At 46.7% G+C, this 22857-nt stretch carries 19 protein-coding genes; all 19 read right to left on the bottom strand.

The window, feature by feature from the left end; genetic code table 11:
* Positions 1–196 precede the first annotated feature (196 nt).
* Positions 197–805 (bottom strand): GNAT family N-acetyltransferase, encoded by a 609-nt coding sequence (locus C161_RS14045; RefSeq protein ID WP_036670793.1) that lies wholly within the window; start codon positions 803–805, stop codon positions 197–199.
* A gap of 32 nt (positions 806–837) precedes the next feature.
* Positions 838–1200 (bottom strand): Asp23/Gls24 family envelope stress response protein, encoded by a 363-nt coding sequence (locus C161_RS14040; protein ID WP_036670792.1) that lies wholly within the window; start codon positions 1198–1200, stop codon positions 838–840.
* Between the two features lie 163 nt (positions 1201–1363).
* Positions 1364–1840 (bottom strand): hypothetical protein, encoded by a 477-nt coding sequence (locus tag C161_RS14035; RefSeq protein WP_036670790.1) that lies wholly within the window; start codon positions 1838–1840, stop codon positions 1364–1366.
* The gene (locus tag C161_RS14030) at positions 1837–3855 is read right to left on the bottom strand and encodes a S9 family peptidase (RefSeq protein ID WP_036670789.1); all 2019 of its coding nucleotides are present in this window, start codon (positions 3853–3855) and stop codon (positions 1837–1839) included. The genes C161_RS14035 and C161_RS14030 overlap by 4 nt, the downstream gene beginning before the upstream one ends.
* Positions 3856–3876: 21 nt before the next feature.
* The gene (locus C161_RS14025) at positions 3877–4806 is read right to left on the bottom strand and encodes an ABC transporter permease (RefSeq protein WP_036670788.1); all 930 of its coding nucleotides are present in this window, start codon (positions 4804–4806) and stop codon (positions 3877–3879) included.
* A 16-nt stretch (positions 4807–4822) separates the two neighbouring features.
* Positions 4823–5740, bottom strand: coding sequence for an ABC transporter permease (locus tag C161_RS14020; protein ID WP_017688654.1), 918 nt, complete (start codon positions 5738–5740; stop codon positions 4823–4825).
* Positions 5741–5842: 102 nt separating this feature from the next.
* Positions 5843–7408, bottom strand: coding sequence for an ABC transporter substrate-binding protein (locus tag C161_RS14015; RefSeq protein ID WP_036670787.1), 1566 nt, complete (start codon positions 7406–7408; stop codon positions 5843–5845).
* Positions 7405–8616: a M20 metallopeptidase family protein gene (locus C161_RS14010; RefSeq protein ID WP_036670785.1), complete on the bottom strand. Its 1212-nt coding sequence runs from the start codon at positions 8614–8616 to the stop codon at positions 7405–7407. Before C161_RS14010 ends, C161_RS14015 begins: the two co-directional genes overlap by 4 nt.
* The gene (locus tag C161_RS14005) at positions 8613–9365 is read right to left on the bottom strand and encodes a FadR/GntR family transcriptional regulator (protein ID WP_036670784.1); all 753 of its coding nucleotides are present in this window, start codon (positions 9363–9365) and stop codon (positions 8613–8615) included. The genes C161_RS14010 and C161_RS14005 overlap by 4 nt, the downstream gene beginning before the upstream one ends.
* 214 nt (positions 9366–9579) lie before the next feature.
* Positions 9580–10293 carry a glycosyltransferase gene (locus tag C161_RS14000; protein ID WP_036670783.1) on the bottom strand — a complete coding sequence of 238 codons (714 nt, stop codon included), beginning with the start codon at positions 10291–10293 and terminating at the stop codon, positions 9580–9582.
* Positions 10294–10605: 312 nt separating this feature from the next.
* Positions 10606–11703 (bottom strand): Gfo/Idh/MocA family protein, encoded by a 1098-nt coding sequence (locus C161_RS13995; protein ID WP_036670781.1) that lies wholly within the window; start codon positions 11701–11703, stop codon positions 10606–10608.
* A 14-nt stretch (positions 11704–11717) separates the two neighbouring features.
* On the bottom strand, positions 11718–12641 hold the full coding sequence (locus C161_RS13990) for a helix-turn-helix domain-containing protein (protein ID WP_235193807.1): 924 nt from the start codon (positions 12639–12641) through the stop codon (positions 11718–11720).
* A gap of 24 nt (positions 12642–12665) precedes the next feature.
* Positions 12666–13670, bottom strand: a complete 1005-nt coding sequence (locus C161_RS13985; RefSeq protein ID WP_036670778.1) for a Gfo/Idh/MocA family protein — start codon at positions 13668–13670, stop codon at positions 12666–12668.
* 243 nt (positions 13671–13913) lie between these two features.
* A complete protein-coding gene (locus C161_RS13980) occupies positions 13914–16715 on the bottom strand; it encodes an alpha-mannosidase (protein WP_036670777.1) in 2802 nt (933 codons plus the stop codon).
* Positions 16716–16733: 18 nt separating this feature from the next.
* Positions 16734–17558 (bottom strand): carbohydrate ABC transporter permease, encoded by an 825-nt coding sequence (locus C161_RS13975; protein WP_036608291.1) that lies wholly within the window; start codon positions 17556–17558, stop codon positions 16734–16736.
* A gap of 22 nt (positions 17559–17580) precedes the next feature.
* Complete coding sequence (locus C161_RS13970; RefSeq protein WP_036608294.1) at positions 17581–18447, bottom strand: carbohydrate ABC transporter permease; 867 nt, start codon at positions 18445–18447, stop codon at positions 17581–17583.
* 67 nt (positions 18448–18514) lie between these two features.
* Entirely contained in the window at positions 18515–19894 is a 1380-nt protein-coding gene (locus C161_RS13965; RefSeq protein ID WP_036670776.1) for an extracellular solute-binding protein, read from the bottom strand.
* Between the two features lie 78 nt (positions 19895–19972).
* Positions 19973–21274 (bottom strand): glycoside hydrolase family 125 protein, encoded by a 1302-nt coding sequence (locus tag C161_RS13960; RefSeq protein WP_036670775.1) that lies wholly within the window; start codon positions 21272–21274, stop codon positions 19973–19975.
* Between the two features lie 223 nt (positions 21275–21497).
* Positions 21498–22670 (bottom strand): GntR family transcriptional regulator, encoded by a 1173-nt coding sequence (locus tag C161_RS13955; protein WP_327196792.1) that lies wholly within the window; start codon positions 22668–22670, stop codon positions 21498–21500.
* Positions 22671–22857 lie beyond the last annotated feature (187 nt).

Below are 22857 nucleotides of genomic sequence, written 5' to 3'. Positions count from 1 at the left end.
TTTATACTATACCACACCCCTGTCAAGTACCTGCTTAAACACCCACAAAAGTCAAGTTACTTTTTTTATAAGAAAAATTTGAAGAACTAAAAAAGGGACGCATAAAGCGCCCCTCCAGCTCACACTTTTAACTGTTCCAATGTGGGCTTATATATGTGAACCTTCCAGTTGCTTATTCTAATCTTCTTAGAAAGCACTACACCAGTATTTTGGACATCCTGTACAGGGATAACGAAGGTTTATTGATTTCTCCTACTCTCTGGTATCCCAAACGCTCGTAGAGTTTAATAGCTAGTAGGTTTTCCTTTTTAACCGTAAGTGAGGATTTGGACAGACCTTGTGTTATAGCTTGCTCCTCAGCAAAATAAATGAGCTGTGTCCCTACACCAAGTCCTCTGCTTTCAGGCAACGTAGCCAATGTTCCGATGTGGTACTCGTCGTTCTCCGCTTCTTTTAATGTCACCATGGAGTAGAACTCTTTCCAGTGTTGGAGATTATACTTAATCAAGCTCCATTTCCGAAGTTCAAACAGCTTGGAGAACGTTGGCAAAGCAAGTTTGTTCATTATAGTAGTCGGATAACACATGATCATGCCCAGCGTTTGGTTATCCTTTTTGGCTTCATAAGCGTACTGGTGACTGAATCGGTTCTGATTCGAACGCCATAACTTGTTAAAAGTTTTCTCTATAATGCCTTTATCCTTGGTACCTGCAAGCGAATAGGCCATATATTCAAGTGCCATCTGATTTAGTTGCCCGCCGACTAATGATTGTGGACTGGCTTTTGTTATGGAAATCTTATTCATCGCTGTCACTCCTCTAGGTAGCTGAAATTGGACTAAAACCTCGTAGCAGGTTGGTTGAATGATAACCCCTCAACGATCACATTCACCGTATCAATGGTTAATCCGGTCAGCTGTTCCACATGCAATCTCACATTGTTTTGCAATTCCCTGCAGACTTCATGCACTTTTGTTCCATAACAAACGACAACCTTTACGTTTATCTCCAGTCTTGATTCTACCTTGCGGATATCTATGCCATTTTGTAGACTTTTCCCGCTCCACTTTTTGGTGACCCCTTCTATAAGTCCTGTCGACATGGAGGAAATCTCACTGGTGGTATTCGCGATCTTGCCGACAATTTTGGAGATCACATCATCCGATATTTGAATTTTTCCCAAAACATTTTGAATGGACATCCCATGTCCTCCTTTTTATACCTGCATTTTTTGATAGATAATAATATCATTTAATATAAATATAAATCATCCAGAGTCCGATTTCAACTTTTGAATTTAGTCATCCTCATTTCTACCTGTACATAGCAAAAAACCGCGATCATCGCGGTTTCTTCTAGTCATACTATGGGAATTTCAATTGAATACGGACAGGAATGTGAGAGGATGACTCGCTCTCTGTTCTGCCTTCTGCTGCTGCCTCTGTTTCTTCTGCTTGCACGATCCACTGCCTGCCAATTAACGATTGTAGCAGTTCAATTTCTTGTGGGGTCAGACGAATATGCTTCAGTGACAGTTCATCTTGAACGTAATCCCGATCCACCTTACGGTCAAACCGGAAATCGAGCAATCGTTTCAACCCGTTAATATGCAAAAACTTGAACTCATAACCTTGACGTATCGCCTTTTCCCAATCGTCTCCGATATCAGCTGCTGTCTGTAGTCTTTCATCAAAATCCATCGCGGATTCCTTAACCAGAGGCAACAAACGGGAATAGTCTCGACGTTGTAAACATTCAATAATCACTTCTTTTGGTTCCCCACTTGTCAGAACATTCTCTACAAGAAGCCCTACAGGAATGGACAGCTGAGTTCGATTCATTGCTCGCCCTCCTCACTCCCGAGGTACTGATTGAACCAGGCATTCACCTGTTCGAAGCTATCGATACGTAATGAAGGTTTACCGCTTTTCAGCAAACTGTGGTTGGAGCCCGGATAACGAATCAGTTTGGTCTTTTTGCCGTAACGTTTTAGCGTAGTATATAATTCCTCCGCTTGCGCAATCGGTGTCCGATAGTCCTGCTCTCCGTGCATGATCAGAAGTGGCGTCTCAATGTGATGTGCATGGGCAAGAGGTGAGCGAGACCACAGGAATTCAGCGTTTTCCGCCGGATTACCACCGATGACTCCCTCAACATAGGAAATTCCGATATCACTCGTTCCATACATGGACAACCAGTTGGAGATGCATCGCTGGGTTACAGCCGCCTTGAAACGGTGGGTATGCGCTACAATCCAGTTGGTCATCACTCCGCCATAACTGCCACCCGCTACACCCAGACGTGATGCATCAAGGAAATCATATGTAGCCAGGGCATAATCAACAGCTTCCATCAGATCCCGGTAATCCCCTCCGGCAAAGTCACCACGGCAAGCTCTGGCAAACTCCTGACCGTATCCCATACTTCCGCGAGGATTGATCCACAGCACAGCGTAACCTTGCGCAACAAGTGTCTGCATCTCATGACTATATGTTCCCGTATACATTGCGTGGGGTCCACCATGAATCTGCAAAATCAGTGGCAGTTTCCCATTGGTGTGACGTATTGCCGGTGTGGCTAACCAACCTTGAAGCGGCCATCCATCGGAAGACTTAAACTCTACACGTAGAGGCACATTAACAGCTAATTCAGCCAAGAATTCATCATTTCTGCGGGTGAGTCTGAACATTTCACCACTGTCGATATCCACGCGATATAACTCTCCAGGGTGTTCATCTGTCAACGCAGCGATAACCAGCGATGTACCATCTGACGTTAAGGTATACTGATACACATCCTTTTCACCAGCGCCCGTAACGGATTGACACGCCCCATCTTCTTGAATACGGTACACGTCCACATTCCCGTTATGTGTTCCAAGTACGAATACACCGCGTTCCGGATGATGGGCATCCGAGATAGGAGAAGGTGACGCACCTGCGGACTTCATATCTCCAAGCGCCGCGTTACCAATCTGCATATCTAATTGAGGTGCGATTGGCCTGGGTATACCTCGACGAACGGGAACAGCGTATAAGCTGTTGTGGCTCCCGCTTCCATACTCACGATCACTGGCGATCAGGATCAGCTGCTGCCCGTCGGACGAATAGGAGAATTGGCTTATCGCCAGACTGGAATCCGTCACTTTGAACAGATCACTCTCTCCCAATCGAACGCTGTATATATCGGTAAAGTAAAGCAGATCCGCATCAAGCTCCTCGTCCTCTACTTGCTTCGAAATGAAAGAAAGCTGCTGGCTATCTGGCGACCATGCCGGGGCACTGATATTCCATAGCCCGAAAGTCACCTGTGTGATTTCCCCGCTTTTGATCTCATATACAAACAACTGGCTGTATTGACCGTCCCACCAGCCAGCCCCTTCCGCCTTCGGCGTTGTACGCTCGAAGACTTTACCTCGTAGCTCAGGTACAGACTCCTGTTGGACGTCTGCTTTCTTCTGTTGGTCCTCCGGTTGTACTTTGCTGGTAAACGCAATGTACTGCCCGTTCGGCGACCAGATATAACTCAATATTTTACGTGCGGGAGATATCAGCATAACAGGCTCTTTTTGATCTGAATGGAGCGTCCATAATCCTTTGCCCCCATCCACTGAGCGAATGAATGTGAGCTGTGTGCCATCCGGCGACCAAGCAGGTGAGGAATCCTTTGTTCCATCCGAAAGTGCAATATCTTCATCACCATCGAGGGAAATCCCTCGAATTTGCGTGTTATATTCGTTTTTATCCTGATCTATGGTCTGTTCCACATAAGCCACTTGTCCGTTAGGACTGATCACCGGCTGACTTATCCAACGATAATGACGCAGATCCTCCGGCATAATTGGTCTTTGATTCATAATGATGGCTCCCTTCTCCGTTTATTTATGGGTTGTCTCCGTACGTGGATCAAGCACATCACGCAGCCAATCTCCAAGGAAAATAACACCGAGTACGGTAAATGTAATGGCTAGTCCCGGGAATGTAGCGACCCACCAGCTTGTAGCAACGTATTGTCTGCCATCACTGAGCATCCCTCCCCAGGATACATCGGGTGGTTTGATACCTAGACCCAGGAAACTGAGTGAAGCTTCCATAATAATTGTCGTGCCGACATTCATACCGCAGATGACGATAAAGGATGAAAGGATATTCGGCAGAATGTGTTTCAGAATCAATCTTCCATTCTTCGCGCCAATCGATCTGGCCGCATGAACAAAATCACGCTCTTTGATACTAAGAACCTCACTTCTTACCACACGGGTGAATGGAACCCAGTTCGTCACCCCGATGACAAAGATCAACGTTGTAATACCCGGGCCAACAATTGCCATCACAACAAGCATGAACAGAATAGTTGGAATCGCCATGAATGCATCACCTACACGCATGATGACAGCATCCAGCCATTTCCCGTAGAATCCGGATACCAGCCCCAGAATCGCGCCAATAATTCCTGACACAATCACGGCACCCATCCCCACGATTAAGGAAACTCGGGCACCATATACAATTCGACTCCACATGTCTCTGCCGAGATTATCGGTACCCAGCCAGTATTCGGCCGTTCCACCCTCAAGCCATGCTGGTGGTTTAAGTCGGCCCAGCGGATTCACCGCTGCCGGATCATGACTCGTCAATAGAGGTGCACCTATGGCAATTAACACAACCAACAATACAAGCACAGCACCAAACATTCCGGTCTTGCTGATGATCAGTTGTTGCCAGATATAACGAAATCCCGTTGGTGCACGCCCATTGTCTTGTTCCTGTTCTGTACCCGGAATTGGCATTTCATTGCTGCCTGTCATATGATTGCACCTCCTTCTAGTCGTATTTGATGCGCGGATCGAGTAGCCTGTAAGCTACATCCGTCAAGATGTTGATTACTACAACGATAAAGGCAATGACAAACACCGCTGCCTGTACAATCGCCATATCATGTGTGTTGACTGCAACGACCAGCAACTGACCCAGTCCAGGCCAGGAGAATACCGTTTCCGTAATCAAAGTGCCCCCGATCAGACTTGTAAACTGTAAACTCATAATTGTCACGACCGGAATCAAACCGTTCCGAAATGCATGTTTTACAATGACAACCATCCGGCCAAGCCCCTTGCTGCGGGCTGTTCGAATATAGTCCTGGTTGAGAATCTCCAGCATGCTGGAGCGAATCAGTCGGGTCATCTGCGCAGCCAGTCCAACGCCAAGTGTAAAGGCCGGCAAGATCAGATGTGACAATCCTCCGCGACCAGATACCGGCAATACGCCCAGCATGACGGAGAACAAGAGGATAAGCATAATCCCCATCCAGAAGTTTGGCATCGCCTTACCAATGACGGATATTCCTGAAATAATGAGATCGGTAAACGTATTGCGTTTGACAGCTGAAATGACGCCAAGTGGCACAGCCATAAGTACAGCAAAAAACATGGCGGCTACAGCCAGTTCAAAGCTGGCAGGCAATCTCTCCAGCACAAGCTCTAGCGCAGGCTGATTGTAGCGAAAAGACTGACCAAAGTCTCCCTGTATCGCACTGCCCAGAAACTTCACGTATTGCGTATATAAAGGCTGGTCCAAACCAAGTGCCTGCGTCAAGACAGCACGATCTTCAGCGGTAGCCGTTTCAGGCAACATTAACGCAACTGGATCACCGGTGACTCGAACCAAAATGAACACAATTAATGAAACAATGAACAGCACCGGAATGATCTGCAGTAATGACTTAAGTACGTATTTGCCCATTCCTTGTTCACCTCCCTTTTAAAAAAGAACGGCAGGAACATGGTTATCCAGTCCCTGCCGTTCACGGCCTATCTTTTCAATGACCGGTTGTTATACCCGATGTTACTGTGCAACAGGTGTAATCTCGTCAGCATAGAACATCTCGTCACTGCGCGGCGCGAAGTTCACTTTAGCATTTGTTCCGTAGACACCTTCCATTTGGTACAGATATACGGCTGGGCGTTCTTCAGAGAAGATCTGTTGTACTTGCTGATACTCTTTCTCACGAGACGCAGGGTCCATGTTCACCAATGCCGATTGAAGCAGTTTCTCTACTTCAGGGTTGTTGTAATCCGACTCGCCTTTTGCTTCTTCCAACATATAACGATTGTAGTTATTCGAAGCATCGAACAAGGAGTTACCAATACCAATCATGAAGATTTCTTTGAATGATTTGGAGCTGTAACGTTCACTGAATGCACTTGCTTCCAGGACATCCAGATTGATTTTGAATCCGGCTTGTTCCAGCATTGCTGCAACAACTTCAGCCTGTTCTTTGTATTGTGCGGAAACGGAGATAGTCATCTCGGCTTCACCTTCCGCATAGCCAGCTTCTTGCAGCAACTGTTTAGCTTTTGCTTGATCATAAAGTGATGTTTTGTACAATGAAGGATCAGCACCGAAGTTGCCTGGTGTTACGGATGTGCGGGTTACGATACCTGCTCCGCCGGCAATGCTGTCCACGATCCCTTGTTTGTCGATAGCCAGGTCAATCGCTTCACGTACTTTCGGATCAGCTGTGATGCTGCCTTCTGTCTGACGGAAGATCAGTTGAAGTACACGCTGGATTGGCGCTTTGACAGTCTTCTTGTCTGCTTCGCCTTCGATTCGGGCAATGTCAGTGGACGGAATGGAAGACGCCACATCTACACCACCAGCAAGCAATTCGGATACACGTGTGGAGGCTTCAGGAATAACGCGGAATACCACCTCATTCCATTTTGGTTCACCGTCAAAGTAGTTCTCGTTTTTCACCAGTTCCACACGATCATCTTTGGTCCATTTACTGAACTTATAAGGGCCTGTGCCTACCGGTTGTTTCAGGAAAGCATCGAATCCTTTATCCGCAATATATTTTGCTGGCAGAATGCCTGCTCCCATTTTGGACAGACGATTCAGGAGCAATGGATCTGGACCATCCGTGATGATGTCTACGGTATAGTCATCCACCGCTTTAACTTCTACGATATTTTTGAAATAACTGTTTTGTTTCAGTGTCTCGTCCTTGGCTACGCGCTCCAGCGTGTATTTCACATCTGCTGAAGTGAATGGATCGCCATTGTGGAAGGTAACACCTTCACGCAGCTTGAATCTCCACGTTGTATCATCAACCTGATCCCATGATGTCGCAAGTCCAGCAACTTTTTTCTGTTCACTGTCATTTTTGATCAGATAATCAAAAACGTTGACCAGAACCGCCTCACTGGAAGTGTTGTTGTTGTTGTGCGGATCGAAACTCTCAATATCGGTTGCTGCAGCAACGGTCAGTGTTGTACTTGCGCTTCCACTGCCCGTTCCTTCTGTTGCGGAACCATCATTTGTGCTTGTCGATTTTCCTCCGCAAGCGCTGAGTACCATTACGACTGCCAGTAACGTGATCCACAAGCCTGTCCATTGTCTTTTTTTCATTGTGATTGCTCCCCCTCAGAAGATGTATTCCGTGCCAAAAATTCAAGTGCTACTGCAGACAACATGCCCACACCATAAGGCATGGCTGTCTCATCGAGATCAAACATGGGATGGTGGAGTGGATAACGAGTACGTTCCTCATCATTCCCAGATCCTAGTCTGAAAAACACACCCGGAATCTGTTCACAATAAAACGCGAAATCCTCGCCCCCTGTAGAAGGTTTGATATAAGTCCATCCCTTCTCCGCATTAACCTGATCACAAGTCTCTGTTAGCAGGTCAACCATGCCGAGATCATTCACGACAACAGGGTATCCATCGCCGTACACGACTTCGCATCCTGCTCCAAAAGAATCGCAGACCCCTTTAACAACCTGCTCGATCAAAGCTGGCATCCGTTCACGAATGGCAGGTGAGAGAGTACGAACCGTACCGATCATCTCCACTTCGGGGGCGATGGCTGTTCCCATATAACCTCCCGTGATTTTGCCAATCGTGACTACTGCCGGTTCAAGTGGATCAACCATCCGACTGACGATATTTTGCAAGGCGGTGATGACCTGAGCGGATACCGCGATCGCGTCAATGCCCTCATGCGGACGAGCTGCGTGGCCACCCTTGCCAAACACCTTGATAATCAAGGGATCAGCTGATGCAAAAGCAACGCCCTGACTTACACCCAAGGTTCCCGTGTCCTGTCCAGGTGTCATGTGTAATCCTGCGATGGCATCAACCTTCGGATTCTCCAGAACACCGTCCTGGATCATGGCTCTTGCACCTGCAAGTCCCTCTTCTGCTGGCTGGAAAATAAATTTGATGTTGCCTGATTTCGGTCTTCCAAGACCAGTAAGCAGTTGGGCGGCTCCCATCAGGATGGAGGTGTGAGCGTCATGTCCACACAGATGCGCTTTGCCATCCACTTGTGAGCGGTATTCCACCGCTTTTTGATCCTGGATTGGCAGAGCATCCATGTCTGCGCGCAAGGCAAAGGTTGGTCCATCGGTCTCTCCGCGAAGCAGGCCTGTAACCCCGGTCTGTCCGACATTGCGTGTAACTTCCAACCCCAGGCTTTCCAAATGCTCAGCTACGATAGCGGATGTGCGATGCTCCTCATAACCGATCTCCGGATGCTGATGTAAATCTCTGCGCCAAGCGCTTAACTGGGCTTGTAGTGGCTGAGCCAGCTGTATTAGTTCTGAACGATTCATTCGCTGTCATTCCCTTCATTTTTGTCCGATTCAGAAACCAAACGGGCATAGATTGCATCCGCCGAGAATTCGATATGCCTTTTCATCGTCTCCTTAGACTTGATGCTATCATGGGCTTTCAATGCTTCAAGAATCTCCATATGTACACCGTGGTTGACGGTACGTATCCGGTCATCATAAGGCATCAAGTCGAGCGCCGGATTAATTTTCGTCCGAATCTGTCTGACGGCTCTCTCGCAGTATGGATTCCCCGAAGCCTTGGCAATGGTCAGATGAAATTTCACATCCAGCGCCCTGAACCATTCTCTTGTGCAGTCTGGCTCTATACTTTGCTCCATGTAACCCTCAAGCAGCTCCAGTTCGCCTGCGGTGATCCGCTCAGCAGCGAGAAAAGCTCCCTCTGGCTCGATAATGGTTCGATATTCAAACACCTTCAGCATCTGTGACCAATCCCGTTTAATTTCTTCTCTGGTCCGTTTATGCGAATTGGCTGTCAGAGGCAGTACAAATGTTCCGCCTTTGGCACCCACCCTTTTCTCTATCAAGCCTTTCTCTTCCAGTGAAGAGAGTGCCTCGCGAACGGTAATCCGGCTTACGTTAAAAATCTCTGCCAGATCTCGCTCGGCTGGAAGCTGTTCTTCACTCATTAATTCTTTCAAAATAATGGCTTCTTCCAGTTGTTCCCTAATGAATTCACTAACCTTTTTGGTGGATACTTTCTCAAAACGAAATGAAAACGTACTGGACATCTAAACACTCCGATCTGTATATGGTCTAGACCTTATACCATTAATATAATTCCGACTAAACTTATATGCAATACTTTTTTTCAAGTAAATTCATATTTTTTTTCTAACCACCTCCAAATTGAAGCATTTTGGCATAAAAAAGACGCATCTACACGCAGCAGATGCATCTTCGCTTTCGTTATTTGACGACATCCATGGGCACTACGATTACAGACTATAACTTTTTATTAGCATAGGGTCTGAAATCCTCTGTAACCGCAAGTTTCTTGCTTCCCTCCAGGTAAAAGCTGTCATCCGCTCTCCAAGTATGACTCTTTTTGTTCTGTCTGCGGTGATAGACATAATTATAAGGAGAGGTCGCGTACGCTTTGAATCCTCTTTTCCTGCATTGTCTGAGAAAGGTTACATCTTCCCCTATGGAACGGTCCGTGAAGCGGACTTTTTTCAAGATCTCTCTCTTGAATAAAATAGTGCCCCCTTGTACAAATTCAACCGGTTTATTTTTTTCAGCAGGAGACCTGACCAACAATGTCTTGGACGCACCCAAGTAGACCAGGCACGAATGTTTACCCACAATATCACTTTTGGTCCGTCTAAGTTCTCTCACCTGCTCTGTTAAATAATACGGCGAATAGTAGTCATCATCATCAAATTTGGCAATCAACGAAAAGCGCGCCCTTGTCATGCCAGCGTTCAGGCTTTGTCCTAGGGAAATGCTCTCCGGAACTTGATATACATGAACATTGGCAAGATTCCGAACCCGGTTTTGGTATAATGCCAGATTCATACTGTCATGATTCAGGACAATGATCAGTTCTTTGCTTTGATAACGCTGGCGACTGTAATTTTGCAGAATGTTGTCAAAAAATTGCGGTCGATTGGTACACACAACAATGGAAACACCATGACCCGTTTTGTGTTTAGTCAAGACATACCCTCTTTTCAGCTCATTTTTCTCTCATCATATGTGCCGAAATAGAGTATGGTATGGACCAATAGTTAGGGCGTGTCTCAAAACTCGCTGAAGTGCATCTTTTACCGCCTTTTCGCCCCCTGCTGCGTCACTTCCCCTTGACGTGCCCCGGCACGCCTGCGGAAAACTTCCTGGCTTGGAACGAAAATTCGGCAAAATCTGCTTCCTTCGGAGTTTTCAGATACGCCCTAGTATCCAAAACACCAAAAACCCTCTGTCCTCAATAACGGGACAAAGGGTTTTGTAATCTATTATTTTATGTCTGTTCTATGCTTCGTTACCGTTATTCAAGTACACAGCCTTGCCTGTGCGAGCAGATTCATAGAGTGCTTCCAAGATCTGAGATACAACCAGCGCTTGTTTCGGTGTGACCACCGGCTCCTGATCGTTCTCAATCGCTTCAATCCACTTTCTCATCTCAACATCCGGTGCGCTCTCGCTCTTACCATCGTAGAAAGCTACCCCGCCTGCACTCAGTTCAATCTCATTGGTGTATAGACGGCTGAATTTCTCACCATTGATGCGCAGTCCGTTCTTCATATCCGCACCCGCTTCGCTACCGCTCAAGCTGCATTTCGCCTCATCCACATCCAGTGAGTTCAGTGCCCAACTGGATTCCAGCATGATCGTTGCCCCATTCTCCATCACAATCATGCCAAAGGCCGAGTCTTCTACGGAGAATTGTTTTGGGTCCCACGGGCCCCAGGCATTGGCCGCATTTTCACGTTGTGAAAGCTCATGATAGGTCGTACCCAGCACAACTTTTGGTTGATAGTTATCCATCATCCAGAGCGTCAGATCAAGTGCGTGCGTACCAATGTCAATCAATGGGCCGCCACCTTGTTTCTCCTCATCCAGGAAAACACCCCATGTTGGTACTGCTCTACGTCTAATCGCATGTGCTTTGGCAAAATAAATATTACCCAGGTCACCTGCTTCGCACACCTTCTTCAAATACTGACTGTCTTCTCTGAAACGGTTGTTGTATCCGATAGTCAGTTTTTTGCCGGTACGTTCTGCCGCTTCCAGCATGAGCTGTGCTTCAGCAGATGTCTTCGCCATTGGCTTTTCACACATGACATGTTTCCCCGCTTCCAGGGCAGCAATAGAAATCTCGGCATGAGAAATATTCGGGGTAAGTACATGCACAATGTCCAAAGACTCATCCTTAAGCAATTCCTGATAATCCGTGTAGACTTCGGCTTCAGTAGTGCCATATTTCTGTTTGGCTTCATCCGCACGTTCCTGAACGATATCACAGAAAGCCACCAGTTCAACATTATCCAGTTTACTCAGACTCGGCAGATGTTTACCATTCGCGATTCCACCACAGCCAATAATTCCGATACGATATACTTTACTCATATATATATTCACCCTCACTTAAGTATTGGTTGTTTCATTTTACGAAAAGCCGACGGGGTCATCCCCAGACGTTTGCGAAATACAGCATGCAAATAGTTGGCATTATTGAATCCTGAAGCAAGTGCGATCTGTTCAATGGATACGTTACTTTCCTCCAGATTGCGGCACACGGCGCGCAGACGAATATCCTCCAGTACACGGCTGAACGGCATCTCCGGCTGTACTTGGTAGAAGATTCGCTGCAATTGTCTGCTGCTAATATGAAGTTTCTCAGCTACATGCTCCAGCGTGACCACCGAAGGGTGATTCGCCTCCATATACTGTAGTGCATACTCATAGCGATATACCGACATATCCCGCACAGGGGCTTCCGGTCGATTCCCCCCGGTGTCGTATGCTCGCACGGTTTTGAGTAATATGCTGATAACCAGTTGCTTGATCGACGTATAATAACCTAACAATTTTAGATCACATGCCTCGTAGGCTTCCAAAAAACAATGCATTGCCCTATGATAATCATTCACCGGAGTAAGCGGAAGCGTTCTCAGCTTTTCAATCGTTTCCTCGGATTCTGCTGCTTCCCAGGGATCGACATGTTCCCTTGGCTTGTGAACGATATCTACATGAAGACATAGTTCATCCATGTCCTCTTTGGCATCAGCCTCCTGATAATGAACGACACCCGGTCCAGTCAAATACAGCATACCTTCCGAGAGTGCATGTGTCTGATCATCCAGAATAACTTTACCTTTACCTCTCGGGATAAAATGAAACTCAAACTCCGCATGATTATGGAAATCCACAACTCGGCCCGCTGGAAAAGAAGTCAGATGAAATCGCATCACGCGAATCTCATAATGTCCCCAAACCATTAGAATATCCAGTCTCTCCAAGAGATCCTGCCGTTCAAGCATTTTCTCATAAGGATACAGGCTCAAGATTGCACACCTCCTTAATAAAAACTAACCCTTCAACTCTTTCAGAGTAATTCTGCGCCCTTCTTTGGCAGAGAGATTCGCTGCTTCCATCAAACGGGTCAGCTCCATAGCGATCTGCACGTTTTCAGTTGCATCCGTATCATTCTGTATATGTGCAACCCATTGATTGAATGCGCTTTCTCTTTGGTCTGCCAAAGGAAGTTCAGTCCAGTCTTGATACTGTCCCTGTGCTGCTTTCGTGCAAATCAATAACTTTTCTTCGGGTGTTCCGTACAGAATTGTACCTTCCGTACCATGAACCTCAATCGTAAACGGAGAATGGCTGTTCACAAAACCGGCTTCAACAACGCCGACTGCTCCAGAATCCGTAAACAAGGTTGCAACTGCATTATCTTCCACTTCTTTGCCTGTAATATATCCAAAGTTCGCATTAACCGCTGTTACTTCCTGACCCAGAAACAGTTTGGCGAGATACATTGGATGGCAACCCAGATCAATCAGCGCACCGCCCTGACAGTCCTTCAGATCATAGAAGTGTTCAGGTAACCAGTTGGAAATCGCTCCATCATGCGATAAACGCGCTCTTACATAAGTTATTTTACCAAGTAATCCTTGGTTAAGCACATCCTGTATCGTTAGCGTATATCCTGCATTCAGACGCGGTAAGGAGACTGCCATCTTGACCTTGTTTGCCTTTACCTCATTGAGGATTCTGTTGGATTCCGCCTGTGTCGACGCAATAACCTTCTCCGTGAAGATGTGTTTACCTGCTTTTGCAGCAGCGGTGATCACCTCTTCATGGCTGCGGGTTGGCGCATCTATAATAACGGCATCGATATCGTCCTTGGCCAGCATATCTTCGATTGAAGCATAGAACGGTACGTTTAAGCGTTCAGCCGCTTCCTGTCCGCGCTTAGCATCTTCATCCCACACAGCGGCGATGACTGTATCCTCATGTTCCTGTGCCTGCTTGATGTAATCCCATGCGTGAACATGCCACAAGCTAATTTTTCCAATTCGAATGGTCAATGTGTCTTACCTCCATACTATATAATATTCTGACATTTATCTATAAGTTATCACAGACTTAATCTATTTTTAATAGAAACTCACGACAATAAATGTATAAAATCACGACATGAATGTTATTAGACATTTATACACTTGCCCAAATCCCTGATATATTTTACATAACGGAGCACACAACAAAAACCTCCTGTCCACGCTACCGTGACCAGGAGGTTTCTATAATTATGATATTCAATAATCAACTCAAAGTATCGAATAACCTTGTGTAACAATCTTGTACCCCGATACCGTCTGGCTATGCCCCTCCAACTTGCCCTTAACCCGTTCCAGCACATCGCTCTCATAAACGGAGGCAGTTTCGAATCCAGTTTGCACGTTCAACTCAACGGGTTCGGAGTTTAGATTATACCAGCGAGCAATCAAATCTCCGGTTTCCTCTGCGATCTTCAATGTGGAGAAGGCTAGTGACGAACTTTGTGCATTCCATACCAGCCATTGCTTCGACAGAGGCAGTTCAACCTTGTGCCCATCGGCACCGGCATGACCTTCTTGCTCAAATGTATACGCAAGCGTCCCTAGCTGCACAGTCGTCCAAGGAATCGGATACATATATGCGGATGCACATGCTCCTGACTGTGCGGCATCACCTGCAAATGGAATCATCGCATATTCCACACTCTGAGATCCCAGACATTGAGCTTCCGGTGTTTCAAACACACCCCAATCTCCCAGTTCCGAAGAGGCACGCAGCAGCGTAACTGCAATCGTACTGCCCTCTTCATGCTGTAAAATCTCGTACTCATTCAGCCCTTTGTTTGCAATCATCAAGCCATGATCACCATCGGTCACATGTACAAACGCTTGCTGATGCTGCGCATTACTCGGATTCACCCATTCTTTGGCCGGTGTATTGGAACGTTTGGCAATTTCAAAGATGGAATCTGCATAATGATCCTCTGTCACCAGTCCTGATGGAAATAATGCACGCAGTCGATGATCCTTGGCCTGATTGGTAAAGTCAGCCTTTACCTTGACCATATTACTGCCTGCTTCCAACGTATACGTTGTCGTAATCACCAACGGAACAGTGTTCTTAACTCGCTGTGCCTTCCGTTTTGTAAAAGGAACCATTTGGCGCTTCTCCAGCTCGAACAGTTCATCTGCTCCAGCAGGAATATCCCAGCGTAATACACTTTCCATAACTGCCCGGTACGGAGACTGCTCCACAATCCGCAGGTCTGCCTTCAGATGCTCCGTGGTCAGCGTTGTCTCTCCCTCAGGTTGACGGTAGACATATTCATTGCCGATATCACCGGTATTCTCATATGAATTCAATCCCCTGTATACAGCACCGGAGACCTTATCTTCAATTGTTGCCGTACCATTCTCTTCAACCGTCACCCGTAATTGACCGTTCTCCATCATCATTCCCTGCACCTGGATGAGTTCACTCGTATCGGGCACTTCAACAATCTCAACAATCTCTGCTTGTTTCTCTACTGGAATGAGAGCATACGTCTTATAACCTAGAGAAGGTACATCCACCGCTTGGAAAGTCACTCTTACTTTACGAGCCATATAAGGCTGTCGGAAGCGATCCTTCGGAAGTTCATAGCCAAAATGCGCACCCAGATCCTTGATTTCTGCCGAATACGTGCGTCCATCTGAATCGACCAGCTGATACACTGGCAGTGCATCCTCTTCCAACTTTTGCGCAAGGGCTTGAGGATGAGGACCTTCCGGGAAAAATGCTTTGTCCACAATCAGATCCATCTCAATGATTCCATTTCGATTCCATCCACTCGTGTTGAACACAGTGAACGGCACCGCTTCCTCTCCCCAAGCCTCAGCAGGATGCACATAAATGGACTCAGCAATCGCCTGCGCGCTCTGGGAAACCAGTTTCTCTGCAAGCTGTCTGCTCTTGGCGAAGCGGGTCACCATCTCACGGTGAACCTCATCGACACTGCATCCGCAGATGCTATCATGTGGGTGGTTCTGCATCAGCATCTTCCATGCATGCGTCAACAGATGGTGCGGATAATCTTTTACCCCGGCTATATGGGCCATCGCGGCGAGTGGTTCGGCTACTTTTTCAAGCAACGTCTGCCCCTGCTGGTTCATCTGTTTCAGATAGACCCGTGCGGATGCCGTATTCACCAGTGTTCCCCAACCATCCGTGTGCTGACTGCGAAGCTCGCCTTCGATAGTCGCCAGATGCTCAGGCACTTCCTTCGTAACCGCCTCAATGTAATCGTCAAAATTGGAGTGGATAAATTCTACATCAGGATACAACGCAGCCGCCGTACGTAAAGCCTCGGGCAGATCCGTCTGGATCGGCTGATGATCACAACCATTCATGAACAACAGATGTGGAGTCGAGGCAAACTTCTCGGCATCCGCCAGATTTTTATCCCAATAGGCTCGGGCTTTCTCCGAATCAACCGGAACCTCCATCCCATTGCAGTACCAATTCGCGAACAAAATGCCGAGCACTTCCGAACCATCCGGCGAACGCCAGATCATCTCGGAATAGGGAGATTCGTAACTATCCGCATCAACCACGGCATTATTGAATCCGGTAGGCTTTACCCCGCGTCCAAAGATCGCGTTATGAATATCCGCCTGTTGCAGAATCTGCGGTGCTTGTCCCATATTTCCAAACGAGTCTGGGAAGTATCCCGTCTTGGATATCACACCCAAAGGTCGAGCATCACGATGACCGATGAGCAGATTACGCAAGTTGGCCTCACTGCTGGTCAGAAACTCATCCTGTAACACATACCATGGGCCAAAATGAATGCGTCCTTCACGAATATAACGGTCGAGCCTCTCCTGTTGTTCGGGCCGAACCTGCAAATAATCTTCACGAATAATCGTCTGCCCATCCAGATGGAAATAGCGATATTCCGGGTCCTGATCGAGTGTGTCCAGCAGTTTATCCATCAGCTCAATGAGCAGTACATGATGGTGTTCATAAGGCATATACCATTCGCGGTCCCAATGGGTATGCGAGATGAGATGTGCCGTCTTTTTGGTTGTCATGTTACGTACCTCCTGTCATTAACCTTTGGTTGCCCCGCCCATGCTGAATCCTTTGGACATGTAACGCTGGGAGAAGATATATAGCACAACCGAAGGCATTGTATAAAGTAGTGAAAATGCAGCCAACCTGCCGTATTCAACCATACCGTGGCTGCCGAAAAATTGATAAATCGTGACCGATGCCGGAAGTTTCTCCGGTGTCTGGAGCAGGATGTATGGCACGAAGAAGTTGCCCCAACTTCCTGAAAAGGTAAATATCGCTATTGTTGCAATACCCGGCAACATCAATGGCGCCACGATTCGTCTCAAACTACTCCACACGGACGCTCCGTCAATCCATGCCGATTCTTCCAAATCGATTGGCACCGAATCCATAAAGTTTTTCATCATCCAGATGCCGTAAGGAAGTGAGGATGCAGTCAGGAACAGCATCGTGGCAATGATGCTATTTTGCATTTTGAAGAACAGAAACATTTGAAATACCGGAACCATCACGGCAGTAATCGGAAGAGCTGTCATGAACAAAATGGATAACAGGAAGCTTTTTTTGAATCTCATTTCATAACGGGATAATGGATAAGCAGCAAGAACCGATACCAGAACAACCAATATCGCTTGCCCTCCCGACAGAATCAGGCCTACACCGAATGAACGAAGATTGCTCGAATCCCCGAGTACATCCTTGAAATTTTGAATGGTCCAGGTACTGGGCATTTTGATACCCTGTTGCGCGTTCGGGTCAAATGAAGCCAGAATGATCCAGAGCAGCGGCAATAAAAAACAGAGCCCTAGAAAAACTAGAATCCCGTACTGGATTTTGCGTTGAAGCCCATGTTTGACCATAGGGATCGAACCTCCTTCATGGTTACACTTTCACTTTCATAGATCGCATGTAGAACAGGCTGGCGATAATACCGATGAACAACAGAACCAGAGATATGGCTGTGCCGTATCCAAATTGATAGTTCACAAAGGCCTGGTTGTACATGAAGATCGGCAAGGTTTGTGTTGAAGTACCCGGGCCACCACCGGTCATCGTATAGATCAGCGTGAACACACCCAGTGTCTGTAGAGTAACCAACATCATGTTGGTCACGATGGACCCTTTTACCATTGGAATCGTAATGTGTCTGACAATCTGGAACCCGGTGGCACTGTCAATAATCGCAGCTTCTTCAACTTCCTTCGGGATATCATCCAGTGCCGACTGATAGACCATCATCGAAAAGGCTGTGCCGTGCCAGATATTCGCGATAATGACACTCACCATAGGGAAACTGAACAACCAGGAGACTGGATTCGCTCCAAACCAGCCGAGGATCTGATTCAATGAACCATTGTCACTGAAAAAGGCCACCATACAAAATGCCACGACAATTTCGGGTGTCACCCAACCCGCAATAACGATGATGCCAATGACACGGCGGAACGTCACATTTTTCTCCTTCATTAGAAGCGCCAGAATGAAACCAAGCAATACCTGACCAATCACTGCGGAGAAGATGAGAAAGACTAACGTGCGCCAGACACTAATCCGGAAGTCCGGATCATGGAACATATTAATGAAATTCTGGAATCCAACAAACTCCAAACTCTTGGCTGCCGCCCCGGTCAGAGCCATGTTCGTAAAGGCAAAACAGATCGTCAGAATGATGGGAACAATGAAAAACACAAGTAATAACAGTACGGAAGGCATTAGAAACAGAAATGAACCTGGTGCTTTCCTTTTCATAAGTCACTCTCCATTCGAACCGGAAAAAGGGGAGATTATGCCTCCCCCTCCGAATATATCGATATCCTTATTTCTCTTCGATGCTGTCAGCGCCAAGGGAACGAGATACATTGTCCTTCAATTGTGTAACTCCCTCTTCCGGCGTCAGCTTGCCAGAGGCAATACTCTCAACAATGCTTTGCAATTGTGCGGATACCGCTGCATATTGATCGTTCGCTGGACGGAAGTGGGCCACATTCAAGAGTTCCTGTGCTTCTTTGGTATAAGGACGATCCGTATAACCTTCAACTTCTGTGGAATCATTACGTGGGCTGAGGCTGCCTTCCGCTACTACACGAGCAGTCGCATTTTCCTTATTCATCAGAAACTCGATAAATTTCCAAGCTTCTTCCTTGTTCTTCGCTTGTGCAGGAACAGACCAAGCCCATCCTCCAGACATCGTAGTTGCTCCAGGTTCTTCCCCATTTTGTGTTGGGAATGGTGCAAAACCTATTTTTTCTTCAACGTTGGCGATTGGAGCAGCACCGTTCTCGGCCCATGTCGAACCTGCCCAGCTACCATCTACAGCCATCGCCAGTTTGTCTTGCGGGAACTGTTGCTGGAATGCAATACTGCCAGCTTGTCCATTCAGGGCAACCTGCATGGTTGGACCTGTTTTATCCGTGTTAAACACTTGATCTATGAATTTGAAGGAATCCAGCAGCCCCGGGCTGTTCACGACCCATTTCTTGCTGGTGTCGTTATACAGCGTGTCCGCCGTACCATAGAGCAACATTTCCAGTGTTTGCATGGTGACACCTTCACCGTTTGCTTTGCCCACGATCATATTAAGTGGTGTCACACCCGGCAGTTTTTGCTTGATCGTACGTGCTGCTTCGAGTACTTCTGCCCAGCTTGCAGGTTTGAACGGAACTTCAAGTCCTGCCTGTTGAAACAGTTCCTTGTTGTACCAGATTCCGCGTGTATCCGAGGTAGCCGGAACGCCGTACACTTTGCCGTCTTCTCCGGTAACCCCTGCCTTCAGGTTGTCGATGATATGTTCTTTCCAATCGGACCATCCCTGAACCTGTGTATCCAGTGGCTCCAGATATCCCGCAGCAGCATCGGATTTGATGATGGATGTATCTTCGGCAATGACATCCGGTGCCGTATCCGGGGATTTCATTTGCAGAACCATTTTGGACGTATAATCGCCTTCACTTGCCAGTACAGGCGCAATGTTGATTTTGATATCCGGATTTTCTTTCTCAAATTGATCCACCAAACCTGATTGGAAGAATTTCGTAAGTGTATCTTCAGATCCTGAAGAACGGAACGATACAGTTACTTCCTTCTTGCCGTCACTGGTTGTGCCTGTGCTTGAGCTTCCGCCCGAACAGGCTGTAGTAAGAATGAGCAAGGATGTCATAACTGCTGCTACCGGCATTTTCAATGATATTTTTCTCATGATTCGCTCTCCTCTTGTCGGAATTCAACGAACTCCGAACGTTATGATGTACTCGCAGGTTATCTCTTGCTTCCCTATCTATTTCTGTACGCGGAATCCGCAATAATCCATAATCAGTTCACTAAAGAGCATGTTGGACCATGAAAACCATGGACGTGTATATTCATGTGGATTGTTAGCCGAAAAGCCTTCATGGGTCAGTCCGGTATCCGCATCCGTCTTATGGATGAGCTGAAGCAATCGTAGTTTTTCATTGCGATCCTCTGTAGTCAGCCCCTGCATCGATAACGCGATATGCCAGATGTACCCTTCCGGTGTATGCGGACTACCGATTCCCGCTGCAGCTGTTCCCTCATAAAAATACGGGTTGTTCGTGGATAAAATGAAACGGCGTGTATTCTGATACACCTCGTCGTTCTCCTCCACATATCCGAGATAAGGTAAAGACAGCAGACTCGGCACATTGGCATCATCCATCAGATTGTGATTGCCTTTCCCATCCGTTTCGTAGGCATATATGGTTCCATATTCCGGATGTTCAACGGTGCCATAATCCTGAATACCTTTGTTGATCTGTTCCTCCAACTGCTGAGCAGTCGCTGCCAGCGTTTCATCCTCGAACACGGCTTTAGCAATTTCCTGTAGATATCGAAGCGCCACAACAGCGAACATATTGGATGGAATCAGATAACCATATTCACAACGATCGTCGCTGGGACGGAATCCCGACCAAGTCATGCCTGTGTAAACTGTTTCAGTACCTCGTCCCTCTCGGGTGAGCGTATCGGTTTCGGGAGCATCCAGACGTTGGAACGTGTAGGGTGATTTCGTCTCATGATGCTGTTCCACTTGCCATAACTGCATGATGATCTGGGCTGCTTTACGGAACGTATCATTGAATTGAGTTGTTCTTCCTGTGTTCTTCCACAAGAGATAACTGAGCTGAATCGGATAAGCCAATGAGTCGATCTCATACTTCCGTTCCCAGATCCAATCATTCATTTGCGTCAGGTCTTCCTGATGTCCTTTCCCACTCTCCGTCTCATTAAAAGCGTTTGCATAAGGGTCCAGGAGAATATAATTCAGTTGACGTTCAACCAGTCCAGCGATCATGTCGGCGATATCTTCATCCTCTGAAGCGAGAACCAAATATGGTCTCACCTGAGCAGCAGAATCACGTAACCACATGGCAGGAATATCTCCCGTAATCACAAAAGTTGTTCCATCTTCTTTGCGCTGAATTGTAGTCGCCATCGTATTGGTAAAACAATTTTTGAACATTTGGTTGAGTTCCGGATGGTCCGGCATACGTTTGTTAACCTGATCAATCATGTCGTATATTGAGGGAGAAATTTCTTGATCATCTCTGGGTGTCAGCATGTTGTCCTCCTTATGTAATCCAGTTTGTTAACCGCTTTCATCATCCTAAAACGAATATAATGTTATGTCAATATATTTATTTGTATATTAGCATGTTATTTTAATTTAACGACACTAAATAATATACCATTTGAAGCAATTATCCCCATTTTATCCGCACCAAAAAGAGGCCTCGTTTATACGAAGCCCCTGATTGAACACAATGAATATTAAGTTGTTATAATTAACCCTTTTGTTTCACCATACTCGTTGACTTACCCTTCACCAATCGGGCAGGCAAAACAACCCTGTTCACTGCCATTTCGTTGTTCTGCATACTTTGAAGCACCATCTCGAATGCCTGTTTTCCCATATCAAACTGGCTTTGTCTCATATGGGTTACACGGCTTCCTTCGGCAGCGTTTGGACTGTCAAAGCAAATGATGGACATATCTTCCGGGATCCTCAGACCAAGCCGATCCGCTGCCTGTTCTGCAAGTAAAGCAATATGATACTCCGCAGCAAAGAGTGCAGTAATCTGGGGATATTTCTGTAAATGTTCCACCAATGTCTCCACATCACGGACCTCGACTTGAGGATCAAACACACTTGGCAGTGTCGAAAGAAAAGATTCTAACCACAGTTCCCTGTTCACCAGCACCCCTTGATCATGATGAGCCTCAATGATTCCTTCAATTCGTTCTTCAATCGGTGTAGTGTTCGCCGGAGGCTGCGTCAGAAAAGCGATGTGTCGGTGACCGAGGTTGAACAGATAATTCGTCCCTTCTCGCGCCGCGCCTACATTATCCGTACTGACAGATGAAGCCGGAATTCCTTTCAAGTACCGGTCAATCAGGACAAACGGGAATTTGTTAACGACCAGTTTAAGAATCTCATCGCTGAAATATTCACCCTGTGCCGGGAAAATAATCAATCCATCCACACCCAGTTCCAGCAGTTCCTGAATGCTCTGTTCCTCCTGCTCGGGAATCCCGAAGGAACGTCTAAGTACGAGAAAACAATCATGCTCTCGCGAAGCTTCTTCCATACCATATAACAGTTCTGTACCATACATATCACTGAAATTAGTAATGACCAGACCAATGAGCAGCTTCTTCTCTGGATCTTTAACCGAAGCACGCGGAGCAGGTCTGTTAGGTCTTTCCTGTAACATATCTGCTGTGTCGGCTACAAAGGAACCCCGTCCCGGCTGACGAACAATTAATTGTTCACTCGCCAGCATCTCAAGTGCTTTTTTAGTTGTAATCCGGCTCACTCCGAATTCATCACATAATTCCTTCTCCGAAGGAACACGCTCACCCACTTGATATTGATGAAGCTGTATCCGTTCGCGCAAGGATTCAAAGATCTGTTCATACATCGGCTTGGATGCCGAGTCTTTCCCCAATACAAGCACCTCCATAAATACCCATACTTCTCATGTTCTACATCCTAATATATCATGTTATATCATTAATGTGAAGAAAGGAGACAACTCACCTGCTGTCATATGAGAGCAAAAGAAAAAGCATCCCGATGGATGCTTCATTAATCTTAGGCGTCAGTTATGAATCGAGACAACAAAAAGCCGACAAGCCCTGATA

Origin of the sequence: Paenibacillus sp. FSL R5-192, from assembly GCF_000517845.1 — a bacterium.
GTDB lineage: Bacteria > Bacillota > Bacilli > Paenibacillales > Paenibacillaceae > Paenibacillus > Paenibacillus amylolyticus.
Note: the sequence above shows the minus strand (reverse complement) of the source record. Positions and strands in the feature narration are given on the sequence as shown.